Origin of the sequence: Streptomyces sp. NBC_00466, assembly GCF_041433995.1 — a bacterium.
Taxonomy (GTDB): Bacteria; Actinomycetota; Actinomycetes; order Streptomycetales; family Streptomycetaceae; genus Streptomyces.
In genome coordinates this window covers 3167552-3186257 of record NZ_CP107896.1, presented here as the reverse complement: position 1 = coordinate 3186257, position 18706 = coordinate 3167552, and the positions used below count along the sequence as shown (strand labels likewise).

Here is an 18706-nt window from a genome sequence, read left to right as displayed (position 1 = left end):
CCGTGATGCGGAACACCGGTGACGCAGGGATCGGGATTGCTTCAGCGGTCGAAATCCAGCTCCACTTCCGGCGTCAGCGGGTGCGACTGGCAGGCCAGCACATAACCCGCTTCGGTCTCCTCCGGCTCCAGCGCGTAGTTGCGGTCCATCCGCACCTCACCCGAGACCAGGAACGCCCTGCACGTCCCGCACACCCCGCCCTTGCAGGCATACGGCGCGTCGGAACGGCTCCGCAGGACCGTTTCGAGAAGCGAATCCCCGTCCCGCACCGGCCAGGTACCAGAGCGGCCGTCGAGAGTCGCGGTCAGCGTGCTGTGCGCCGGAGCGGCCGCCGACGCCGGCCCGGTGGGTGCTGTGGCGGTGGAGGTGCCGTCATCGACATGGAAGATTTCCTGATGGATACGGGTCCTGGCCACCCCGAGCCCGTGCAGTGCACGTTCCGCGCCCTGGACCAGACCGAACGGGCCGCACAGAAACCAGCCGTCCACGTCCGCGACCGGCAGAAGTTCCGGCAGTAGCCCCGTCAGCCGCTCCTCGTCGAGCCGGCCCGATGGCAGACCGGACTGCTGCTCCTCCCGGGAGAGCGCGGTCACCAGCTGGAAGCGGTCCGGCCAGCGGTCCTTCAGATCGGCGACCTCGTCGAGGAACATCGTGGAGGCCGCGGTGCGGTCGCTGCGTATCAGACAGAACCGCGCATCCGGTTCTCGGGCCAGCAGTGTCGCCGCGATGGAGAGCACCGGTGTGATGCCGCTGCCTCCCACGATCGCGACGAACCTGCCCGGGCGCGGCTCGAAGGAGAAGCGGCCCATCGGCTCCATGACTTCGACGGTGTCCCCGACGCTCAGCTCCTTGAGCGCGTACGTGGAGAACTCGCCGCCCTCCACCAGCCGCACCCCCACCCGCACGACCGGTTGTTCGGTGGCTCCGGCTGCCGGGGTGCAGATCGAGTACGTACGGCGGATCTCCGCACCACCCACGATGCGGCGCAGGGCCACATGCTGGCCAGGTGTGTGGCGGAACGTCTCACGCAGCTCAGGAAGGATGGCGAAGGTGATGGCCACGGCGTCGTCCGTGAGCTGTTCGACCGCGCTGACCCGGAGCGGATGGAACATCTACAACTCCTTGAAGTGGTCGAAGGGTTCGTGGCAGGAGGCGCAGCGCCGCAGCGCCTTGCAGGCCGTGGAGGAGAACCGGCTCAGCAGTTCGGTGTCGGTCGATCCGCAGTGGGGGCAGCGGATGGCCAGGGCAAGGGCGACTGGACCGGTCGGGCGCGGGGGAGCTACCCCGAACTCGGCCAGTTTGCGCCGGCCCTCCGCGCTGATGTCGTCCGTCGACCAGGCCGGTGACAGCACTGTGCGCACCGAGACGTCGGGTATGCCGTGTTCATGGAGGACCCGTTCGATGTCGGAGGCCATCGACTCGATGGCAGGGCAGCCCGTGTAGGTCGGGGTGAGCTCGACCGCGACCCGGCCGGGGCCGACGATCTCCAGACCGCGCAGCACTCCGAGCTCCTCCAGTGTCACGACCGGGAGTTCGGGGTCGGGAACGGCTCCGGCGAGCCGGCGCAGTTCCGCTTCGAGAGGTGTGGTGGTCACCATGTCGCCCCCGGGTGGCTGCGGTGCAGGTGCTGCATCTCGGCGAGCATCCGCCCGAACGGTTCGGTGTGCAGGCCCTGCCTGCCCGCCCCCGCCGACCAGGCCCCGGTCTGCGCCCCGGTCGGTACGGACAGCGTGGCCCGCGCCAGCAGCTCCGTCACGGAGCTGGACCAACTGTCCGCCAGGCCGGCCCAGTCGATATCCAAGCCTTCGACCGGCTGGAACATCTCGCCGGTGAAGCGCCACAGCGCGTCCACCCCCCGCTGCATCCGCTCATGGCTCTCGGCTGTCCCGTCGCCGAGGCGCAGCGTCCACTGCTCGGCATGGTCCTGGTGGTAGGCGACCTCCTTGACCGCCTTGGCGGCGAGCGGAGCGAGCGGCCCGTCCCCGGCGGCCAGCCGGTCGTACAGCAGGTGCTGGTAGGTGGAGAAGAAGAGCTGGCGGGCGATGGTGTGCGCGAAGTCGCCGTTCTCCTGCTCGACGAGCTGGAGGTTGCGGAAGGCGCGCTCCTCGCGGAGATACGCCAGATCGTCCTCGTCCCCCACCAGGGAGAGCAGCACCCGCGCCTGCCCCAGCAGGTCGAGAGCGATATTGGCGAGGGCCACCTCCTCCTCCAGTACCGGCGCGTGACCCGCCCACTCGCCCAGCCGGTGGGAGAGGACCAGTGCGTCGTCGCCGAGGGCGAGAGCCGCTGTCATAGGTGCTGCACCCCTTCCGGGATCTCGTAGAACGTGGGGTGCCGGTAGGGCTTGTCGCCGGCCGGTTCGAAGAACGAGTCCTTCTCGTCGGGCGAAGATGCGGTGACAGCGGTGGAGGGAACCACCCAGATCGAGACGCCTTCGTTCCGGCGGGTGTAGAGATCGCGGGCGTGGTGCAGGGCCATCTCCGCGTCCGGAGCGTGCAGGCTGCCGCAGTGCGTGTGGGCCAGCCCGCGCCGCGAGCGCACGAACACTTCCCACAGCGGCCAGTCCCCGGCAGCCGGGCTGTTCTCGGATGTGGCGGTCATGCGCGCGCCTTCCCTTGCTCTGCTGCGCCGGCGCTCTTCGCCGAGCCGGCTGCCGTCTTCGAGGCGTACGCGGTCGCCGCCTCCCTGACCCAGGCGCCCTCTTCGTGGGCTCGGCGCCGCTGGGTGATCCGCTGTTCGTTGCAGGGGCCGTTGCCCTTGAGGATTTCCTTGAACTCGGTCCAGTCGATGCTGCCGAAGTCGTGCTGGCCCCGCTCCTCGTTCCACCGGATATCGGGGTCGGGAAGGGTGAGCCCCAAGGCCTTGGCCTGGGGTACGCAGATGTCCACGAAACGCTGGCGCAGCTCGTCGTTCGAGTGCCGCTTGATCTTCCAGGCCATGGACTGCGCGGAGTGCGCGGACTCGTCGTCCGGCGGGCCGAACATCATCAGCGACGGCCACCACCAGCGGTCCACGGCGTCCTGGGCCATCGCGTGCTGCTCCGGTGTGCCGCGGCTGAGGGTGAGCAGCAGCTCGAAGCCCTGGCGCTGGTGGAAGGACTCCTCCTTGCAGACCCGGACCATGGCCCGGGCGTACGGACCGTAGGAGCAGCGGCAGAGCGGCACCTGGTTGGTGATCGCCGCGCCGTCCACAAGCCAGCCGACCGCGCCGACATCAGCCCAGGTCAGCGTCGGGTAGTTGAAGATCGACGAGTATTTCTGCCGCCCGGAGTGGAGCTTGTCGAGCAGCTCTTCGCGGCCCGTGCCGAGGGTCTCGGCCGCGCTGTACAGATACAGGCCGTGTCCTGCCTCGTCCTGGACCTTCGCCATCAGGATCGCTTTTCGGCGCAGAGAGGGGGCTCGGGTGATCCAGTTTGCCTCGGGCTGCATTCCGATGATTTCGGAGTGGGCGTGCTGGGCCATCTGGCGGACGAGGGAGGCGCGGTACCCGTCAGGCATCCAGTCCCGTGGCTCGATGCGCTCGTCCGCGGCCACAGCTGCGTCGAAGGCGGCCTGCTTCGTCTCCTCGGGCCCGGCCCCGGGCGTCGCTGAAAGGCCCGAGGCCGCCGAGGGCCGTGATGCCCCGTCCGTCCCGTACGCCACTGTCGCCATCGCGTGCCCCCTACCGACCGATCGTTCGGTTCATGGACTTCAATGGTGAGGCGAGGGCCCTTAGGGTGTCAACCCTGTGGATAACTGGCCTGAAGACCGGCGGGCACCAAAGGGGATCGGGGCGGGATGGATTCGTACGACAGTGGGGAGCCCGGAACGAGCGGGCCAGGAGCACCACCCCCGCCACGAGGGCCTCTGGACGCTCCCGAGCTTTTGGACGTACCTGGTCCCCCGGACGCACCTGGCCCCCTGAACGCACCTGGTCCCCCAGACGCTCCCGGGCCCCGCGAGGCTCACGAGTCCCGTGGAGCCGCCGGGGCACCCCGCGGGATCCTCGCGCTCTCCTTTCCGTACCAGGTGGCCGCTGCCATCGCGCTCGGGCTGATCGGGGTGCTGACCGCCGTCCACCTCTCGATGGTCTTTCTGCACGTCGCGCCGTCGAACACCGTGAGCGAGCAGTACGGCAAGGCGGTGAATGACTGGATCTATCCCGAGTTCGAGCAGAACTGGAAGCTCTTCGCCCCCAATCCGCTACAGCAGAACATCGACGTTCAGGCCCGTGCCGAGATACGGACGAAGAGCGGCGGAATCACCACCACCGGCTGGACCGATCTGTCGGCCGAGGACGGGGCATCCCTCCACCACAACATCCTCCCCAGCCACGTCGACCAGAACGAGCTCCGTCGCGCCTGGGACTTCTTCACCGGCTCGCACAACAACGCCAACCAGCCGATCGGGATGCGGGGCGACCTGTCCGAGCGGTACATCCGCCGCATCGTCGTCATGCGGATGAGCGAAGGGCAGCAGAGCGGTTCCTCGGTCGAGCGGATACAGGTCCGCTCGGCGACGTCTTCGGTGAAGGCTCCCCCGTGGAGTCAGGAGAAGATCGACACACGGGTCTCCTACCGGGTCCTGCCCTGGTGGGCGGTTGTCCCTGCGGACCGTACAGAGGGAGACCGGTGAGCTCAGCCAGCAACACCCCCAACCTCAGCGACGTCAGCAGCAAGATCGCGCGCGGAATCCAGCGCATCACCGAAGCCCCGCTGGGCCGCTATCAGAGCGCCGTGATCAGGATCGGGTTCTCCACCACCTGGCTGCTCTTCCTTCTGCGGGAGCTGCCGCACCGCCATGAGCTGTACGGGCCGCACGCCCCGTGGGACTGGGGCATGGCGAAGCAGCTCACCGCCGGCAATCACGCGTTTACCGTGCTGATGTGGTCGGACTCCGCGGCGTGGTTCGAGGTGGTCTACGCCGTTGCCGTGCTGTCCAGCGTGCTGCTGCTGCTCGGCTGGCACACGCGCTTCGCCTCCGCGCTGTTCATGATCGGTGTGTTGTCACTGCAGAACCGGTCCATCTTCGTGGGCGACGGCGGTGACAACGTCGTCCACATCATGGCGATCTATCTGCTGGTGACGCGCTGTTCCCAGGTCTGGTCGCTGGATGCGCGCCGCGCGGCCCGCGCCGCGCAGGCTGACGGCACCAGTAGCGCTTCCGCCCCCGAGCCGTCCCGGGACCGGGTCGGCCCCCTGCTCTGGTCCGTGCTTGGTATCGCACTCGTCGTCGTCACACTGCTCGGGAAGACGAGTGGCGGCTGGGAACTGATCTTCTGGGCGATGTGGCTGGTCCAGGGCCTGTGGTGGGTGGTGTGCCGGAACGCGTCGGGTGAGCCCCGCACCTTCCTCGACGTGGTCGCCAACCTCGCGCACAACGCCGGCCTCGTCGTGATCATGGCCGAGGTCTGTCTGATCTACTCGACGGCCGGTTGGTACAAGATCCAGGGCTCCCGCTGGGAGGACGGCACGGCCCTGTACTACCCGCTCCATCTGCACTACTTCTCGCCCTGGCCCGGACTGTCCTCGCTGCTCGCCACCAGCGGCGTGATGGTGATGCTGCTGACGTACGGCACGGTCATCGTGCAGGTGGCCTTCCCCTTCACCCTCTTCAACCGGCGCGTCAAGAACGTACTGCTGGTCGCGATGATCCTGGAGCACGTCGGTATCGCGGTACTGCTGGGGCTGCCGTTCTTCTCGATGGCGATGATCACGGCGGACGCGGTCTTCCTGCCGACCGGTTTTCTGCTCTGGCTGGGCGGCCGCGCGGCGATGCTGACCGCCCGAACGCGCGCAGCTGCGCGGAAGGGGCCGGCGGGCGGGCGGCGTCCGGCCGAGGGGGAGCAGGGCGAGCAGCCCTGTACGCTCGTGGGGTGACCAGCGAGCCCTCCCCCGAAGCACCTGAAGCGTCCGAAGTACGCGTAGAGCGCGAAGCGCCTGAAGTACCCGGAGAGCCCGGAACGCCGGATGCGCCCGCGCAGTCGGCGCATTCCGGTGAGCCGGCGCAGTACGACGACGCCTTCGCGCCCGAAATCGGTGTCGGGCCGCACCCCCTGCCGTGGCCGGAGGGTGCGCAGTACGACCAGGAACTGCTCGCCGCAGGGGACCGCCGCAACGTGGTCGACGCCTACCGGTACTGGACACGAGAGGCGATCGTCGCGGACCTGGACACCAGGCGCCACGACTTCCATGTCGCCGTCGAGAACTGGGGCCACGACTTCAACATCGGATCCGTCGTCCGTACCGCCAACGCCTTTCTCGCCAAGGAGATCCACATCGTGGGGCGGCGGCGCTGGAACCGGCGGGGGGCCATGGTGACCGACCGCTACCAGCATGTGCGTCACCACCCGGACACGGAGTCGCTCACCGCGTGGGCTGCGGCCGAGGGCCTGCCGATCATCGGGATCGACAACCTGCCGGGCGCGGTGCCACTGGAGCGGACCGAGCTGCCGCGACGGTGTGTGCTGCTGTTCGGGCAGGAGGGCCCCGGGCTCACCGAAGAGGCACGGAAGCACGCGCAGCGGGTGTGCTCGATCGCGCAGTTCGGCTCGACGAGGTCGATCAACGCGGGTGCGGCCGCCGCTATCGCCATGCATGCCTGGGTGCAGCGGTACGCACAGATCGACTGAGCGCGCCCACCGCGTACCGGGACAGGCTCGAGCCGCCTGCCGCCTGCCGCCTGCCGCCTGCCGCCTGCCGCGTACGGCCCGGACAGCCGCGGGCCCGGGGCAAGCCCCGGCCCGCACGCCCGGAGTCCCGCGTCGGAGACCCCGGGCCGCAGGGCCGGCGCTGCCCCGGTGCCTCACGCCTGGCGGCGGACCTCCACCATCCGGAACCTGTTGGCCACGAACGCCCCGTCACACAGCGCCGCGTTCGCCGCCGGATTACCACCGGAGCCGTGGAAGTCCGAGAAGGCCGCGGTCTGGTTGACGTAGACGCCGCCCGTCAGATTCAGCGAGAGCTGGGCGCACTCCTCCAGGCAGACCTCCTCCACGGCCTGCTCCACCTCGGTCGACGTGGTGTACGCGCCCACCGTCATCGCTCCCTTGTCGCGGACCGTGCGGCGGAGCAGGTCGAGTGCGGACCTGGTCGATTCGACGGCCACCGCGAACGAGACAGGCCCGAAGCACTCGGAGAGATAGGCCGCGTCGGCCTCCGCCGTGTCCCAGTGCTTCCGCGCGCCGTCCAGCTTGACGATCGCCGGCGTACGGACCACGGCGTCCGGGAAGTCGGGGTGGGTGATCTCCCGTGACGCGAGGGCCACTTCACCGAGATCCGCAGCCGCTTCGAGGCGGTCCCGGACATCAGGGTTGACCAGCGCGCCCAGCAACGCGTTCGCCCGGGCATCGTCGCCGAGGAGCCCTCCCACTGCCGCTGCGAGGTCGGCGACCACCTCGTCGTACGTCTTGGGGCCCGCGTCCGTGGTGATGCCGTCGGCCGGGATCAGCAGGTTCTGCGGGGTGGTGCACATCTGGCCGCTGTACAGGGAGAGCGAGAAGGCCAGATTGGAGAGCATGCCCTTGTAGTCGTCCGTGGAGTCGACGACGACCGTGTTGACCCCGGCCTTCTCCGTGTAGACCTGCGCCTGGCAAGCGTTGGCCTCCAGCCAGTCGCCGAAGGCGGTCGAACCGGTGTAGTCGATGATCCTGATCTCCGGGCGGACAGCGAGGGACTTGGCGATCCCCTCGCCGGGCCGTTCGGCGGCCAGCGCGACCAGATTGGCGTCGAACCCGGCCTCGGAGAGGACTTCGCGGGCCACCTGGACGGTGAGGGCGAGCGGCAGCACCGCGCGTGGGTGCGGCTTCACCAGGACCGGGTTCCCGGTGGCCAGGGAGGCGAACAGGCCCGGATAGCCGTTCCAGGTGGGGAAGGTGTTGCAGCCGATCAGCAAGGAGATACCGCGGCCCACCGCCGTGAAGGACTTCCGCAGTTCCAGTGGGTCGCGCTTGCCCTGCGGCTTGGACCAGTCGGCCGACGACGGGGTCCTGACCTGCTCGGCGTAGGCGTATGCCACGGCCTCCAGGCCGCGGTCCTGGGCGTGCGGCCCGCCCGCCTGGAAGGCCATCATGAACGCCTGGCCACTGGTGTGCATGACCGCGTGGGCGAATTCCGGAGTACGGGCGCTGATCCGCGCCAGGATCTCCAGGCAGACCACGGCTCTGGCCTCGGGGCCGGCCGCGCGCCACGCCGCCGTGCCCGCACTCATCGCGGGCAGCAGGACGTCCAGGTCGGGGTGCGGATAGGTGATGCCCAACTCGACTCCGTACGGCGATACTTCGCCGCCCGTCCAGTCGTCGGTGCCTGGCTGGCCCAGATCGATGCGCCCGCCGAGCAGGGCGTCGAAGGCGGCCTTGCCGTCACCGCTGTAGGCCTTGGGGTGCTCGGGGTGGGGCGTCCAGTACGCACGCGTACGGATCGCTTCGAGGGCCTGGTCGAGCGTGGGCCGATGGGTCTGGGACAGCTCGGTCAGCTGCATCGCGGGACAACTCCTCGTCGAGCTGCGCAGGACAGGTGGACAGAGTTAGAGTAACCGAACGATCGGTCGGGACAAGGGGGTCCGCGCAGACTGTGGATAACTCAGTACGGGAAGATCGCCCCATGACCGCCACCGCACACCTTCCCGCCCTGGCGCCGAGCCGTACCGTCGCAGTCGTCGGCACTGGCACCATGGGCCAGGGCATAGCCCAGGTCGCCCTGGTCGCCGGGCACCCGGTGCGCCTCTACGACGCGCTGCCGGGCCGCGCGGAGAAGGCCGCCGAAGCCATCACCGCCCGGCTGGACCGGCTGGTCGAGAAGGGGCGCATGGCCGCGCCGGAGCGGGACGCCGCACGGGGCCGGCTGCTGCCCGCCGCGGATCCGGCCGAGCTCGCCGACGCCGCGCTCGTGATCGAGGCGATCCTCGAACAACTCCCGGTCAAACAGGAACTCTTCACCACTCTCGAGGAGATCGTCACCGAGGACTGCCTGCTCGCGACCAACACCTCGTCCCTCTCGGTGACCGCCATCGCGGGCGCGCTGAGGCACCCCGGCCGTTTCGTCGGGATGCACTTCTTCAACCCGGCGCCGCTGCTCCCTCTTGTCGAGGTCGTCAGCGGCTTCGCCACCGACGAATCGAGCGCGGCACGCGCCTCGGCGACGGCGAAGGCCTGGGGCAAGACCCCGGTCCGCTGCACCGACACCCCCGGCTTCATCGTCAACCGCATCGCCCGCCCCTTCTACGCCGAGGCCTTCGCGGTGCACGAGGAGCGGGGCGCCGACCCGGCCACCATCGACGCGGTGCTCAGGGAGTCGGGCGGCTTCCGGATGGGCCCCTTCGAGCTGACCGACCTGATCGGCCAGGACGTCAACGAAGCGGTCACCCGCTCTGTCTGGGAGTCGTTCTTCCAGGACCCCAAATTCCGTCCTTCGCTGGCGCAGCAGCGGCTGGTGGAGTCCGGGCGGCTGGGCAGGAAGAGCGGCCGCGGCTGGTACGCGTACGGGGAGGATGCGGTCAGGCCCGAGCCGCACACGGCCCCGGCCACCGAGGCCCCGTCCGGGATCACGGTGGAAGGCGATCTCGGGCCCGCGGCCGAACTGGTCGCGATGGCCCGCGAGGCGGGGATCGCGGTGCGCGAGGACGAGGAGGACGCGGGGTGCAGGATCGTGCTGCCCAGCGGGGGCCAGCTGGTGCTCGCCGACGGGCAGACGTCCGCCGAGTTCCGCGACGTCGTCTACTTCGACCTGGCGCTCGACTACCGGTCCGCCACTCGCATCGCGCTGTCGGCGTCCGAGGTCACCGGTTGGGAGACGCTGCGCCAGTCCATCGGCCTCTTCCAGCGCCTCGGTAAGAAGGTCAGCGTCATCGGGGACGTCCCCGGCATGATCGTCGCCCGTACGGTCGCGATGATGGTGGACCTGGCGGCGGACGCCCTGGCCAGAGGCGTCGCATCCGCGCAGGACATCGACACGGCGATGCGGCTCGGTGTGAACTACCCGCTGGGACCGGTCGAATGGGGCCGCAGGCTCGGCCGTGCCTGGGCGCACGAACTGCTCGACGAGCTCCACGCGCGCGTGCCCAGCGGCCGCTATGCGCCGTCGCTGGCGCTGTACCGGCAGTCGTACGTCCATCCGGAGAAGGGCGGGACGGTCTGATGAGTACCCCCAAGCGGGACACGTACACACCGGAGACCCTGTTGACGGTCGCCGTGCGGATCTTCAACGAGCGCGGCTACGACGGCACGTCCATGGAGCACCTCTCCAGGGCCGCGGGCATCTCCAAGTCCTCGATCTACCACCATGTCACGGGCAAGGAGGAGCTGTTGCGGCGCGCGGTCAGCCGCGCCATAGACGGGCTCTTCGGCGTTCTGGACGAGCCGGGGGCGGCGCGGGGGCGCGCGATTCAGCAGGTCGAGTACGTCACGCGCCGTACGGTCGACGTGCTGATGGCGGAACTCCCCTATGTGACGCTCCTGTTGCGGGTACGCGGCAACACGAAGACCGAGCGCTGGGCGATGGAACGGCGCCGGGAGTTCGACCAGCGGGTGGCCGATCTGCTGAAGGCGGCGGTGTCCGAGGGCGATCTCCGCTCCGACGTGGACATCCGGCTGGCGACCCGGCTGCTCTTCGGGATGATCAACTCGCTGGTCGAGTGGGTCCGCCCGGCACCGGGCGCGGGTCCGGACGCGGACCAGCTGGCGGAGACCGTCGTACAGCTGGCGTTCGAAGGGCTGCGCACGGCTCCCTCCCACTGACGGGGCGCGACTGGGCAGAACGGGGACGGGGGCGGGGCGGGGCGGCCGTGTCGAGCCCCGGCTCCCGGGCCCGGTTTCACCCGTCCGATGGCTTGGCCGGATCCAGATCCGTCTCTTCGAAGACCAGCAGAGTCCGGGTCGAGAGCACTTCGGGGATCGCCTGGATCTTCGTCAGCACGAGCTCACGCAGTGCCCTGTTGTCGGCGCTGTGCACCAGCAGAAGCACATCGAAATCGCCGCTGACCAGCGCGATGTGAGCGGTGCCCGGCAGCTCGGTGAGCTGCTGGCGGACCGTGCGCCAGGAGTTCTGGACGATCTTGAGCGTGATGTAGGCGGACGACCCCTGGCCTGCGCGCTCGTGGTCGACCCGGGCGCTGAACCCGCGGATGACGCCGTCCTCGATCAGCCGGTTGATGCGGGCGTACGCATTGGCGCGCGACACATGGACGCGGTCGGAGACGGACCGTATCGACGCGCGGCCGTCCTGCTGCAGGATCCGCAGGATGTCGCGGTCGATGGCGTCCAGCGGGCGCGCGGGAGGACGCCCGCCCTCGTCGGCCATTTGTTCAGCTGCCACCTGCCCCCACCTCTCTACCATGGACGGCTTGCTCCTATCCCAGGCTGTGGAGAACCGTTTGTCCACAGGCTGAGGGGGTCAGTAGCCAAAATGCGCTTTCGACCGAACAATCGGTAGGTGAGGCGCATCACTCGACGGTGCGCCCTCCCGCTCCCATGAGGAGGTGTCTGGCATGACGGTCCAAGAGCTGCCCGGTGCTACTGCCTACCCGGCATGGAAGATCCGTACCGACCCCGCGCCGCTGCTCCCGGACCCGGAGCCGTACCGGGTGCTCGGTACGGAAGCTGCCGCCGGGTTCGACAGGGAGCTGCTGCTCCGGCTGTACGACGCCCTGGTGCACGGGAGGCGGTTCAACACGCAGGCGACGGCCCTCACCAAGCAGGGCAGGCTCGCCGTCTACCCGTCGTCCACCGGTCAGGAGGCGTCCGAGGTGGCCGCCGCACTGGTCCTGGAGGAACGGGACTGGCTCTTCCCCAGCTACCGGGACACCCTGGCGGCCGTGGCGCGCGGACTGGACCCGGTGGACGCTCTGACGCTGCTGCGCGGCGACTGGCACACCGGGTACGACCCGCGTGAGCGCCGTATCGCCCCGCTGTCCACACCACTCGCCACCCAGCTTCCGCACGCGGTCGGCCTGGCGCACGCCGCCCGTCTGGCCGGGGATGACGTGGTCGCGCTTGCGATGGTCGGTGACGGAGGGACCAGCGAGGGCGACTTCCACGAGGCACTTAACTTCGCCGCTGTGTGGCGCGCCCCCGTCGTCTTCCTCGTGCAGAACAACGGTTTCGCGATCTCCGTGCCCCTCGCCAAGCAGACCGCGGCCCCCTCCCTGGCCCACAAGGCGGTGGGATACGGAATGCCGGGCCGGCTCGTCGACGGGAACGACGCGGCGGCCATGCACCAGGTGCTCTCCGAAGCGGTCCGGCGGGCTCGGACCGGCGGTGGCCCGACGCTGATCGAAGCGGTGACCTACCGGGTGGAGGCGCATACGAACGCCGACGACGCCACCCGATATCGCGCGGACGCCGAAGTGGAGGCCTGGCGGGCACACGATCCGGTCCGGCTCCTGGAGCGCGAGCTGACCGGGCGCGGGCTGCTCGACGAGGAGCGCAGGAACGCGGCCACCGAGGCCGCCGAGTCGATGGCAGCGGATCTCCGCGGACGGATGAACGCCGACCCGCTGCTCGACCCCATGGACCTCTTCGCGCAGATCTATGACGCGCCGACGCCGCAGCTGCGCGAGCAGTCGGAGCAGCTGCGCGCCGAGCTGGAAGCGGAGGCCGGACGGTGACCACAGTCGCGGTGAAGCCGGCCACGATGGCGCAGGCACTGCAGAGGGCGATGCGCGACGCGATGGCCGAGGACCCCACCGTGCATGTCATGGGGGAGGATGTCGGGACACTCGGGGGGGTGTTCCGGGTGACCGACGGACTCGCGAAGGAGTTCGGCGAGGACCGCTGTACGGACACTCCGCTCGCCGAGGCAGGCATTCTCGGGGCGGCGGTCGGTATGGCGATGTACGGGCTGCGGCCTGTGGTGGAGATGCAGTTCGACGCCTTCGCCTACCCGGCGTTCGAGCAGCTCGTCAGCCATGTGTCGCGGATGCGCAACCGCACCCGGGGCGCGCTGCCGATGCCGATCGTGGTGCGGGTGCCGTACGGCGGCGGGATCGGCGGGGTCGAGCACCACAGCGACTCGTCGGAGGCGTACTACATGGCGACTCCGGGGCTCCATGTCGTCACACCGTCCACGGTCCCCGACGCTTACGGGCTGCTGCGCGCGGCCATCGCCTCCGACGACCCGGTCATCTTCCTGGAGCCGAAGCGGCTCTACTGGTCGAAGGCCGAGTGGTCGCCGGACGCGCCTGCCGCCGTGGAGCCGATAGGCCGGGCCGTGGTCCGGCGCGCGGGCAGCAGCGCCACTCTTCTGACGTACGGGCCCTCGGTTCCGGTCTGTCTGGAGGCGGCGGAGGCCGCTCGGGACGAGGGCTGGGACCTGGAGGTCGTGGATCTGCGCTCGCTGGTGCCGTTCGACGACGAGACGGTGTGCGCTTCGGTGCGGCGCACTGGCCGGGCGGTCGTCGTCCATGAGTCGACCGGATTCGGCGGGCCGGGCGGGGAGATCGCCGCCCGGGTGACGGAGCGCTGCTTCCACCACCTGGAGGCGCCGGTGCTGCGGGTCGCCGGGTTCGACATCCCGTATCCGCCGCCCATGCTGGAGCGGCACCATCTGCCCGGTGTGGACCGGGTGTTGGACGCGGTCGCACGATTGCAGTGGGAGGCGCAGAGCTGATGGCCATTGCTTCTGGTGCCTCTGGTGCCTCTGATGTGAACTGCCTGGAATTCAAGCTGCCGGACCTCGGGGAAGGGCTGACCGAGGCCGAGATCGTGCGGTGGCTGGTGGAGATCGGCGATGTCGTCGCCGTCGACCAGCCGGTCGTCGAGGTCGAGACGGCGAAGGCGCTGGTAGAGGTGCCGTGTCCGTACGCCGGCATGGTGACGGCCCGGTTCGGCGAGGAGGGCGCCGAACTGCCGGTCGGTTCCCCACTGCTGACGGTGACGGTGGGTCCGGAGGTGGGTGCGGATACCGGGCGCAGCGCGAGTGGTGCCAGTGGTGTCAGCGGTACGGGTGCTGCCGGTGCCGGCGACTCCGCGGGGGCTTCGGGGGCTGATGACGACTCGTCGGGGAACGTGCTCGTGGGGTACGGGACGGGCGGTGCGGTGGTCGCGCGGCGGCGGCGTGTCCGGGTGACTGGTGGCACCCGCACGGGTCCGGTCCCGCAGCCCGCGCTCCGGGCCGGTCCTGTTCCGGTGATCTCTCCGCTGGTGCGGCGGCTGGCGCGCGAACACGGGGTGGATCTGAGGGAGCTGGCGGGCAGCGGGCCGGACGGACTGATTCTGCGCTCCGATGTGGAGCAGGCGATACGTACACCTGCGGCCGACGGGACCGGCAGGGCCGCACCGGTGGATGCGGGCCGGGCCTCGGAACCGGTGACGGCCGTGGCTGCGCCGATCTCAGCGACTGCGACTGCGACTGCGACTGCTGCGGCGGCGGGGAGCCGGGTTCCGTTGCGGGGGATGCGTGGTGCCGTCGCGGAAAAGCTCGCGCGCAGCCGTCGCGAGATACCCGATGCGACGTGCTGGGTCGACGCGGATGCCACCGCGCTGATGGCCGCGCGGGCGGCTATGAATGCGGCGGCCGGACCGGCCGTTCCGAAGATCTCGGTGCTGGCGCTGCTGGCCCGGGTCTGCACGGCGGCCCTGGCGCGTTTTCCCGAGCTGAACTCGACGGTGGACATGGAGGCGCGGGAGATCGTGCGCCTGCCGTCGGTCCATCTGGGTTTCGCCGCGCAGACGGAGCGCGGGCTGGTGGTGCCGGTGGTACGTGAGGCCGACGGGCGCACCACGGAGTCGCTCAACGAGGAGTTCATACGGCTGACGGAGGCGGCCAGGAGCGGGGCGCTGACCCCGGCGGAGCTGGCGGGAGGCACATTCACGCTGAACAACTACGGGGTGTTCGGAGTCGACGGCTCCACACCGATCATCAACCACCCCGAGGCCGCGATGCTGGGCGTCGGCAGGATCGTGCCCAAGCCCTGGGTCCACGAGGGGGAGCTTGCTGTACGGCAGGTGGTGCAGCTGTCCCTCACGTTCGACCACAGGGTGTGCGACGGCGGGACGGCGGGAGGCTTCCTCCGGTACGTGGCGGACTGCGTGGAGCAGCCGGCGGTGCTGCTGCGGGGGGTCTAGGCGGGCAGGGCGGCGGAGCCCGGTGGGCCACCGTGGCGGACCCGGTGCGGACCCGGTGCGGACCCGGTGCGGAGCCGGTCGGCCTGCCGTGCGGTGGATGGTGGGCAGCGTGGCAGCCCCTGGACGGGGCACTGCGGCGGTCCCGGTGTGGCAAGCCCCTGGGCGGGGCACTGCGGCGGTCCCGGTGGCCGCTGGAGTCCGGTGCACCGGACTCCCCGCCACGCCTGCGCGATCGTTGTGTGGGTGTCACGGGTGGATGTCTTGGCTGGGTGTCTCGGCTTTGATGTCTCTGCTGGATGTAGCGGCGCCATTCCGTAGAGCTCTGCCGCGGCCCATACTCGCGGGATGACCTTGTATGACGCCGTGGTGCTCGCCGGAGGGGCTGCCAAGCGGCTCGGTGGTGCCGACAAGCCAGGCCTCACCGTCGGAGGGCTGACGCTGCTCGACCGGGTGCTCGGGGCCTGCCGCGGGGCCGGGACCACCGTTGTGGTCGGGGGGCGGCGGGAGACCGTACGGCCCGTGGTCTGGGCCCGCGAGGAGCCGCCCGGTGGCGGGCCGCTGGCGGCGCTGGGAGCCGGGGTGCGCGGAGTGTCGGCCGGAGCCGTGCTCGTACTCTCCGCCGACCTGCCGTTTCTGGGGGAGGCCACGGTGCCGGCGCTGCTCGGTGCCCTCGAATCGGGGCCCCACGAAGGGGTGTTGCTCACCGATCCGGGTGGCCGGGACCAGCCGCTCGTCGCCGCCTACCGCACCGACGCACTGCGTCGCGGACTCGCGCTTCTCGCCGCCGAGCACGGTTCGCTCGCCGGGCTGCCCCTGCGGCTGCTCACCGCCGGACTCGACCTCGCCAGGATCACGGCGGACCCCCTGGCCTCGTTCGACTGCGACACCTGGCAGGCCGTGGCGTCGGCGCGGGCCCACATCAGGGAGCATGGGTACGTGCTTGATGAATGGATCACCGCAGTCAAGGCCGAGCTGGGCATCGAGCTGGATGTCGACACCGGCGTCCTCCTCGACCTGGCCCGCGATGCCGCACACGGCGTGGCCAGGCCGGCCGCGCCGCTGACGACCTTTCTCGTCGGCTATGCCGCGGCGAAGGCGGAACAGGACGGGCCCGAGGCTGTCGCCGCGGCCGCGCGCAAGGCCGCCGCGCTCGCCAACCGGTGGGCTGACGAGGCCGGAGAGGCCAAGGGGACCGAGGCCGGATGACCGGACAGCAGGACCGCGACCTCGACGAAGCGCTGGCGCTGGTCCGCAGGGAGCCACCGGCCGTGCCGCCGCCCGCCGCATCGGAGAACCACCACGCCGAGACGGGGCAGCAGACCGGGAACCAGTCCGGACAGCAGACCGGGAAGCAGTCGGGGACGCAGCCCGGACAGCCGCCCGCCGCAGCGGAGAAGCACCGCGCCGCGTCCTGGGCCGATGCCCGCGCCCGTGCGGCGAGGGCGGGACGTGCGGTCCCCGTGTCCGCGCGGCGGGCGCCGCTGGACCGGGCGCTGGGTCTGATCCTCGCCGGACCGCTGACCGCGCTCACCGATCTGCCGTCCTTCGACACCTCGGCCATGGACGGCTGGGCGGTCTCCGGGCCGGGGCCGTGGCGGATCAGCGACCGGGACGATGTCCTCGCCGGTCACGCCGGGACGGGGCAGCTCGCCGACGGCGATGCCGTACGGATCGCCACCGGCGCCCGGATTCCGCGCGACGCGACCGCCGTCGTCCGAACCGAACACGCCAGGACGGACGACCGCACCGGACAGCTGCACGCGCAGCGCCAAGTCGTCACCGGGCAGGACATCAGGCCCCGGGGGCAGGAGTGCCGCACCGGCGACCAGCTTCTGCCGACCGGGGGACTGGTGACCCCCGCGGTGCTCGGTCTGGCGGCTGCGGCCGGCTACGACGAGCTGCCGGTCCTCCCCCGTCCCCGGGTGGAAGTACTGGTGCTCGGCGACGAGTTGCTGGCCGACGGGCTCCCGCACGACGGGCTGATCCGGGACGCTCTGGGGCCGATGATCGGCCCCTGGCTGCGGACGCTCGGCGCCGATGTCCTGGCCACACGGCGTCTCGGTGACGACGCCGACGCTCTCCGGCAAGCCGTCACGGGCTCCGGGGCCGATCTGGTCATCACCACCGGGGGCACCGCCGCCGGGCCCGTCGACCATGTCCATCCGATCCTCCACAAGCTCGGTGCCGAGCTGCTGGTCGACAGCGTCGCCGTGCGCCCCGGCCATCCGATGCTGCTTGCCCGGCTGGCCGACGGACGCCATCTCGTCGGACTGCCCGGGAACCCGCTGGCCGCCGTATCCGGTCTGCTGACGCTCGCCGATCCGCTGCTGCGCGGGCTCGCCGGCCGCGCCGCCCCGGAGGCTTATGCCATGCCCGTGAGCGAAGAGGTGCACGGCCACCCGTACGACACCCGGCTCGTGCCAGTGGTGCACCGGACCGACGAGGTGGTTCCGCTGCATTTCCATGGGCCGGCGATGCTCCGCGGTATCGCCGCGGCGGACGGGCTCGCCGTCGTACCGTCCGGAGGCGCGCGAGTCGGCCAGTTGCTGGAGATCCTCGATCTCCCGTGGGCGGAGGAGTGTTTCACGTGAAACTGCCCGGTCATGATGCCCTCGACCGGCAGGTGGGGGAGAAGCTGGTCACCCGCCGGGTGAAACTGCCCCGCCGGGTGGTCGAGCGGCCCCTCCGGCAGGTCGGCAGGCGGGTCCTGATCGCGCTGCTGGTGCTGGCGGTGACGGCGCTCATCGTCTGGTTCGACCGCGATGGTTACCACGACAACGCCGACAGCAAGGTCGACCTGCTCGACTCCTTCTACTACGCCACAGTCACCCTCTCCACCACGGGTTACGGCGACATCGTCCCGTACAGCGACGGTGCCAGGCTCACCAACATCCTCGTTGTCACGCCGCTGCGCGTGCTCTTCCTGATCATCCTGGTCGGCACCACTCTCGAAGTGCTCACCGAGCGCACCCGGGAGGAGTGGCGGCTGAACCGCTGGAGGCTCCGCTTGCGTGACCACACCGTCGTCATCGGATTCGGTACGAAGGGCCGCTCCGCGATGCAGACGCTGTGTGCGACCGGCCTGAAGCGGGAGCAGATCGTCGTCGTCGACCCCAACAACAAGGTCATCGAGGCCGCCAACGCGGAGGGCTTCGCGGGCGTTATCGGCGATGCGACCCGCAGCGATGTACTGCTCCGCGCCGAGTTGCAGCGCGCCCGGCAGATCGTCATCGCCACCCAGCGTGACGACACCGCCGTACTGGTCACGCTGACCGCGCGGCAGCTCAACCGCGGGGCGAAGATCGTCGCCGCGGTGCGTGAGGAGGAGAACGCTCCGCTGCTGCGCCAGTCCGGGGCTGACGCGGTGATCACGAGCGCCAGTGCGGCGGGGCGGCTGCTCGGCCTCTCCGTGCTCAGCCCGAGCGCGGGAACCGTGATGGAGGATCTGATCCAGCAGGGCAGCGGGCTCGACCTGGTCGAGCGGCCGGTCATAAAGGCCGAGGTGGGACGGAGCGTCCGGGACGCGGAGGATCTGGTCGTCACCGTGAAGCGCGGTCACCGGCTGATCGGGTACGACGACCCCGAAGCCAGTCCGCTTCAGCTCACCGACCGGGTGATCGCGATTGTCCGGGTCTCCCCCAAGGCAGCCGGAGCCGGTGCGGAGTAGCCT

Annotated in this window: 18 protein-coding genes; 11 read left to right on the top strand and 7 right to left on the bottom strand. The window is 70.3% G+C overall.

The genetic code is table 11. The features are described from left to right. Positions 1–41: 41 nt before the first annotated feature. Genes OG210_RS14075 through paaA form a run of 5 tightly spaced genes read right to left on the bottom strand, consistent with a single transcriptional unit; the run spans position 42 to position 3650 of the window. Complete coding sequence (locus OG210_RS14075) at positions 42–1112, bottom strand: 2Fe-2S iron-sulfur cluster-binding protein (protein WP_371536765.1); 1071 nt, start codon at positions 1110–1112, stop codon at positions 42–44. Then, a complete protein-coding gene (paaD, locus tag OG210_RS14070; RefSeq protein WP_328329041.1) occupies positions 1113–1598 on the bottom strand; it encodes a 1,2-phenylacetyl-CoA epoxidase subunit PaaD in 486 nt (161 codons plus the stop codon). It abuts the gene before it with no gap. Then, a complete protein-coding gene (gene paaC, locus OG210_RS14065; protein WP_328329043.1) occupies positions 1592–2293 on the bottom strand; it encodes a 1,2-phenylacetyl-CoA epoxidase subunit PaaC in 702 nt (233 codons plus the stop codon). Before paaC ends, paaD begins: the two co-directional genes overlap by 7 nt. Next, positions 2290–2601: a 1,2-phenylacetyl-CoA epoxidase subunit PaaB gene (paaB, locus tag OG210_RS14060; RefSeq protein ID WP_328329045.1), complete on the bottom strand. Its 312-nt coding sequence runs from the start codon at positions 2599–2601 to the stop codon at positions 2290–2292. Before paaB ends, paaC begins: the two co-directional genes overlap by 4 nt. Then, positions 2598–3650, bottom strand: coding sequence for a 1,2-phenylacetyl-CoA epoxidase subunit PaaA (paaA, locus tag OG210_RS14055; protein WP_328329047.1), 1053 nt, complete (start codon positions 3648–3650; stop codon positions 2598–2600). The genes paaB and paaA overlap by 4 nt, the downstream gene beginning before the upstream one ends. Before the next feature lie 357 nt (positions 3651–4007). On the opposite strand from paaA, the gene OG210_RS14050 reads away from it, so the two are divergent. The 3 genes from OG210_RS14050 to OG210_RS14040 all read left to right on the top strand — a co-directional run bounded on the left by OG210_RS14050 (position 4008) and on the right by OG210_RS14040 (position 6609). After that, positions 4008–4613 carry a DUF5819 family protein gene (locus OG210_RS14050; RefSeq protein ID WP_328329049.1) on the top strand — a complete coding sequence of 202 codons (606 nt, stop codon included), beginning with the start codon at positions 4008–4010 and terminating at the stop codon, positions 4611–4613. Beyond that, complete coding sequence (locus OG210_RS14045; RefSeq protein ID WP_371536760.1) at positions 4610–5857, top strand: HTTM domain-containing protein; 1248 nt, start codon at positions 4610–4612, stop codon at positions 5855–5857. Before OG210_RS14050 ends, OG210_RS14045 begins: the two co-directional genes overlap by 4 nt. Positions 5858–6012: 155 nt before the next feature. Next, entirely contained in the window at positions 6013–6609 is a 597-nt protein-coding gene (locus OG210_RS14040) for a TrmH family RNA methyltransferase (RefSeq protein WP_328335528.1), read from the top strand. Positions 6610–6782: 173 nt separating this feature from the next. Here OG210_RS14040 and paaN read toward each other — a convergent pair whose 3' ends face one another. Beyond that, positions 6783–8456 (bottom strand): phenylacetic acid degradation protein PaaN, encoded by a 1674-nt coding sequence (gene paaN, locus OG210_RS14035; protein ID WP_371536758.1) that lies wholly within the window; start codon positions 8454–8456, stop codon positions 6783–6785. A 122-nt stretch (positions 8457–8578) separates the two neighbouring features. On the opposite strand from paaN, the gene OG210_RS14030 reads away from it, so the two are divergent. Continuing rightward, positions 8579–10111, top strand: a complete 1533-nt coding sequence (locus tag OG210_RS14030; RefSeq protein WP_328329055.1) for a 3-hydroxyacyl-CoA dehydrogenase — start codon at positions 8579–8581, stop codon at positions 10109–10111. Further along, the gene (locus OG210_RS14025; protein WP_328329057.1) at positions 10111–10710 is read left to right on the top strand and encodes a TetR/AcrR family transcriptional regulator; all 600 of its coding nucleotides are present in this window, start codon (positions 10111–10113) and stop codon (positions 10708–10710) included. The genes OG210_RS14030 and OG210_RS14025 overlap by 1 nt, the downstream gene beginning before the upstream one ends. A gap of 76 nt (positions 10711–10786) precedes the next feature. On the opposite strand, the gene OG210_RS14020 is transcribed toward OG210_RS14025, so the two are convergent. Further along, the gene (locus OG210_RS14020) at positions 10787–11308 is read right to left on the bottom strand and encodes an Lrp/AsnC family transcriptional regulator (protein ID WP_371536754.1); all 522 of its coding nucleotides are present in this window, start codon (positions 11306–11308) and stop codon (positions 10787–10789) included. A 151-nt stretch (positions 11309–11459) separates the two neighbouring features. On the opposite strand from OG210_RS14020, the gene pdhA reads away from it, so the two are divergent. From pdhA to OG210_RS13990, 6 genes are all read left to right on the top strand, one after another. Continuing rightward, a complete protein-coding gene (gene pdhA, locus OG210_RS14015) occupies positions 11460–12578 on the top strand; it encodes a pyruvate dehydrogenase (acetyl-transferring) E1 component subunit alpha (RefSeq protein ID WP_371536751.1) in 1119 nt (372 codons plus the stop codon). A 26-nt stretch (positions 12579–12604) separates the two neighbouring features. Beyond that, positions 12605–13579, top strand: coding sequence for an alpha-ketoacid dehydrogenase subunit beta (locus OG210_RS14010; protein ID WP_371540283.1), 975 nt, complete (start codon positions 12605–12607; stop codon positions 13577–13579). Beyond that, positions 13579–15036 carry a dihydrolipoamide acetyltransferase family protein gene (locus tag OG210_RS14005; protein WP_371536748.1) on the top strand — a complete coding sequence of 486 codons (1458 nt, stop codon included), beginning with the start codon at positions 13579–13581 and terminating at the stop codon, positions 15034–15036. Before OG210_RS14010 ends, OG210_RS14005 begins: the two co-directional genes overlap by 1 nt. Positions 15037–15381: 345 nt before the next feature. Next, a complete protein-coding gene (locus tag OG210_RS14000) occupies positions 15382–16242 on the top strand; it encodes an NTP transferase domain-containing protein (RefSeq protein ID WP_328329067.1) in 861 nt (286 codons plus the stop codon). Further along, positions 16239–17627: a molybdopterin molybdotransferase MoeA gene (locus OG210_RS13995; protein WP_328329069.1), complete on the top strand. Its 1389-nt coding sequence runs from the start codon at positions 16239–16241 to the stop codon at positions 17625–17627. Before OG210_RS14000 ends, OG210_RS13995 begins: the two co-directional genes overlap by 4 nt. Then, positions 17624–18703: a potassium channel family protein gene (locus tag OG210_RS13990; RefSeq protein WP_328329071.1), complete on the top strand. Its 1080-nt coding sequence runs from the start codon at positions 17624–17626 to the stop codon at positions 18701–18703. Before OG210_RS13995 ends, OG210_RS13990 begins: the two co-directional genes overlap by 4 nt. The last annotated feature ends 3 nt before the right edge of the window (positions 18704–18706 follow it).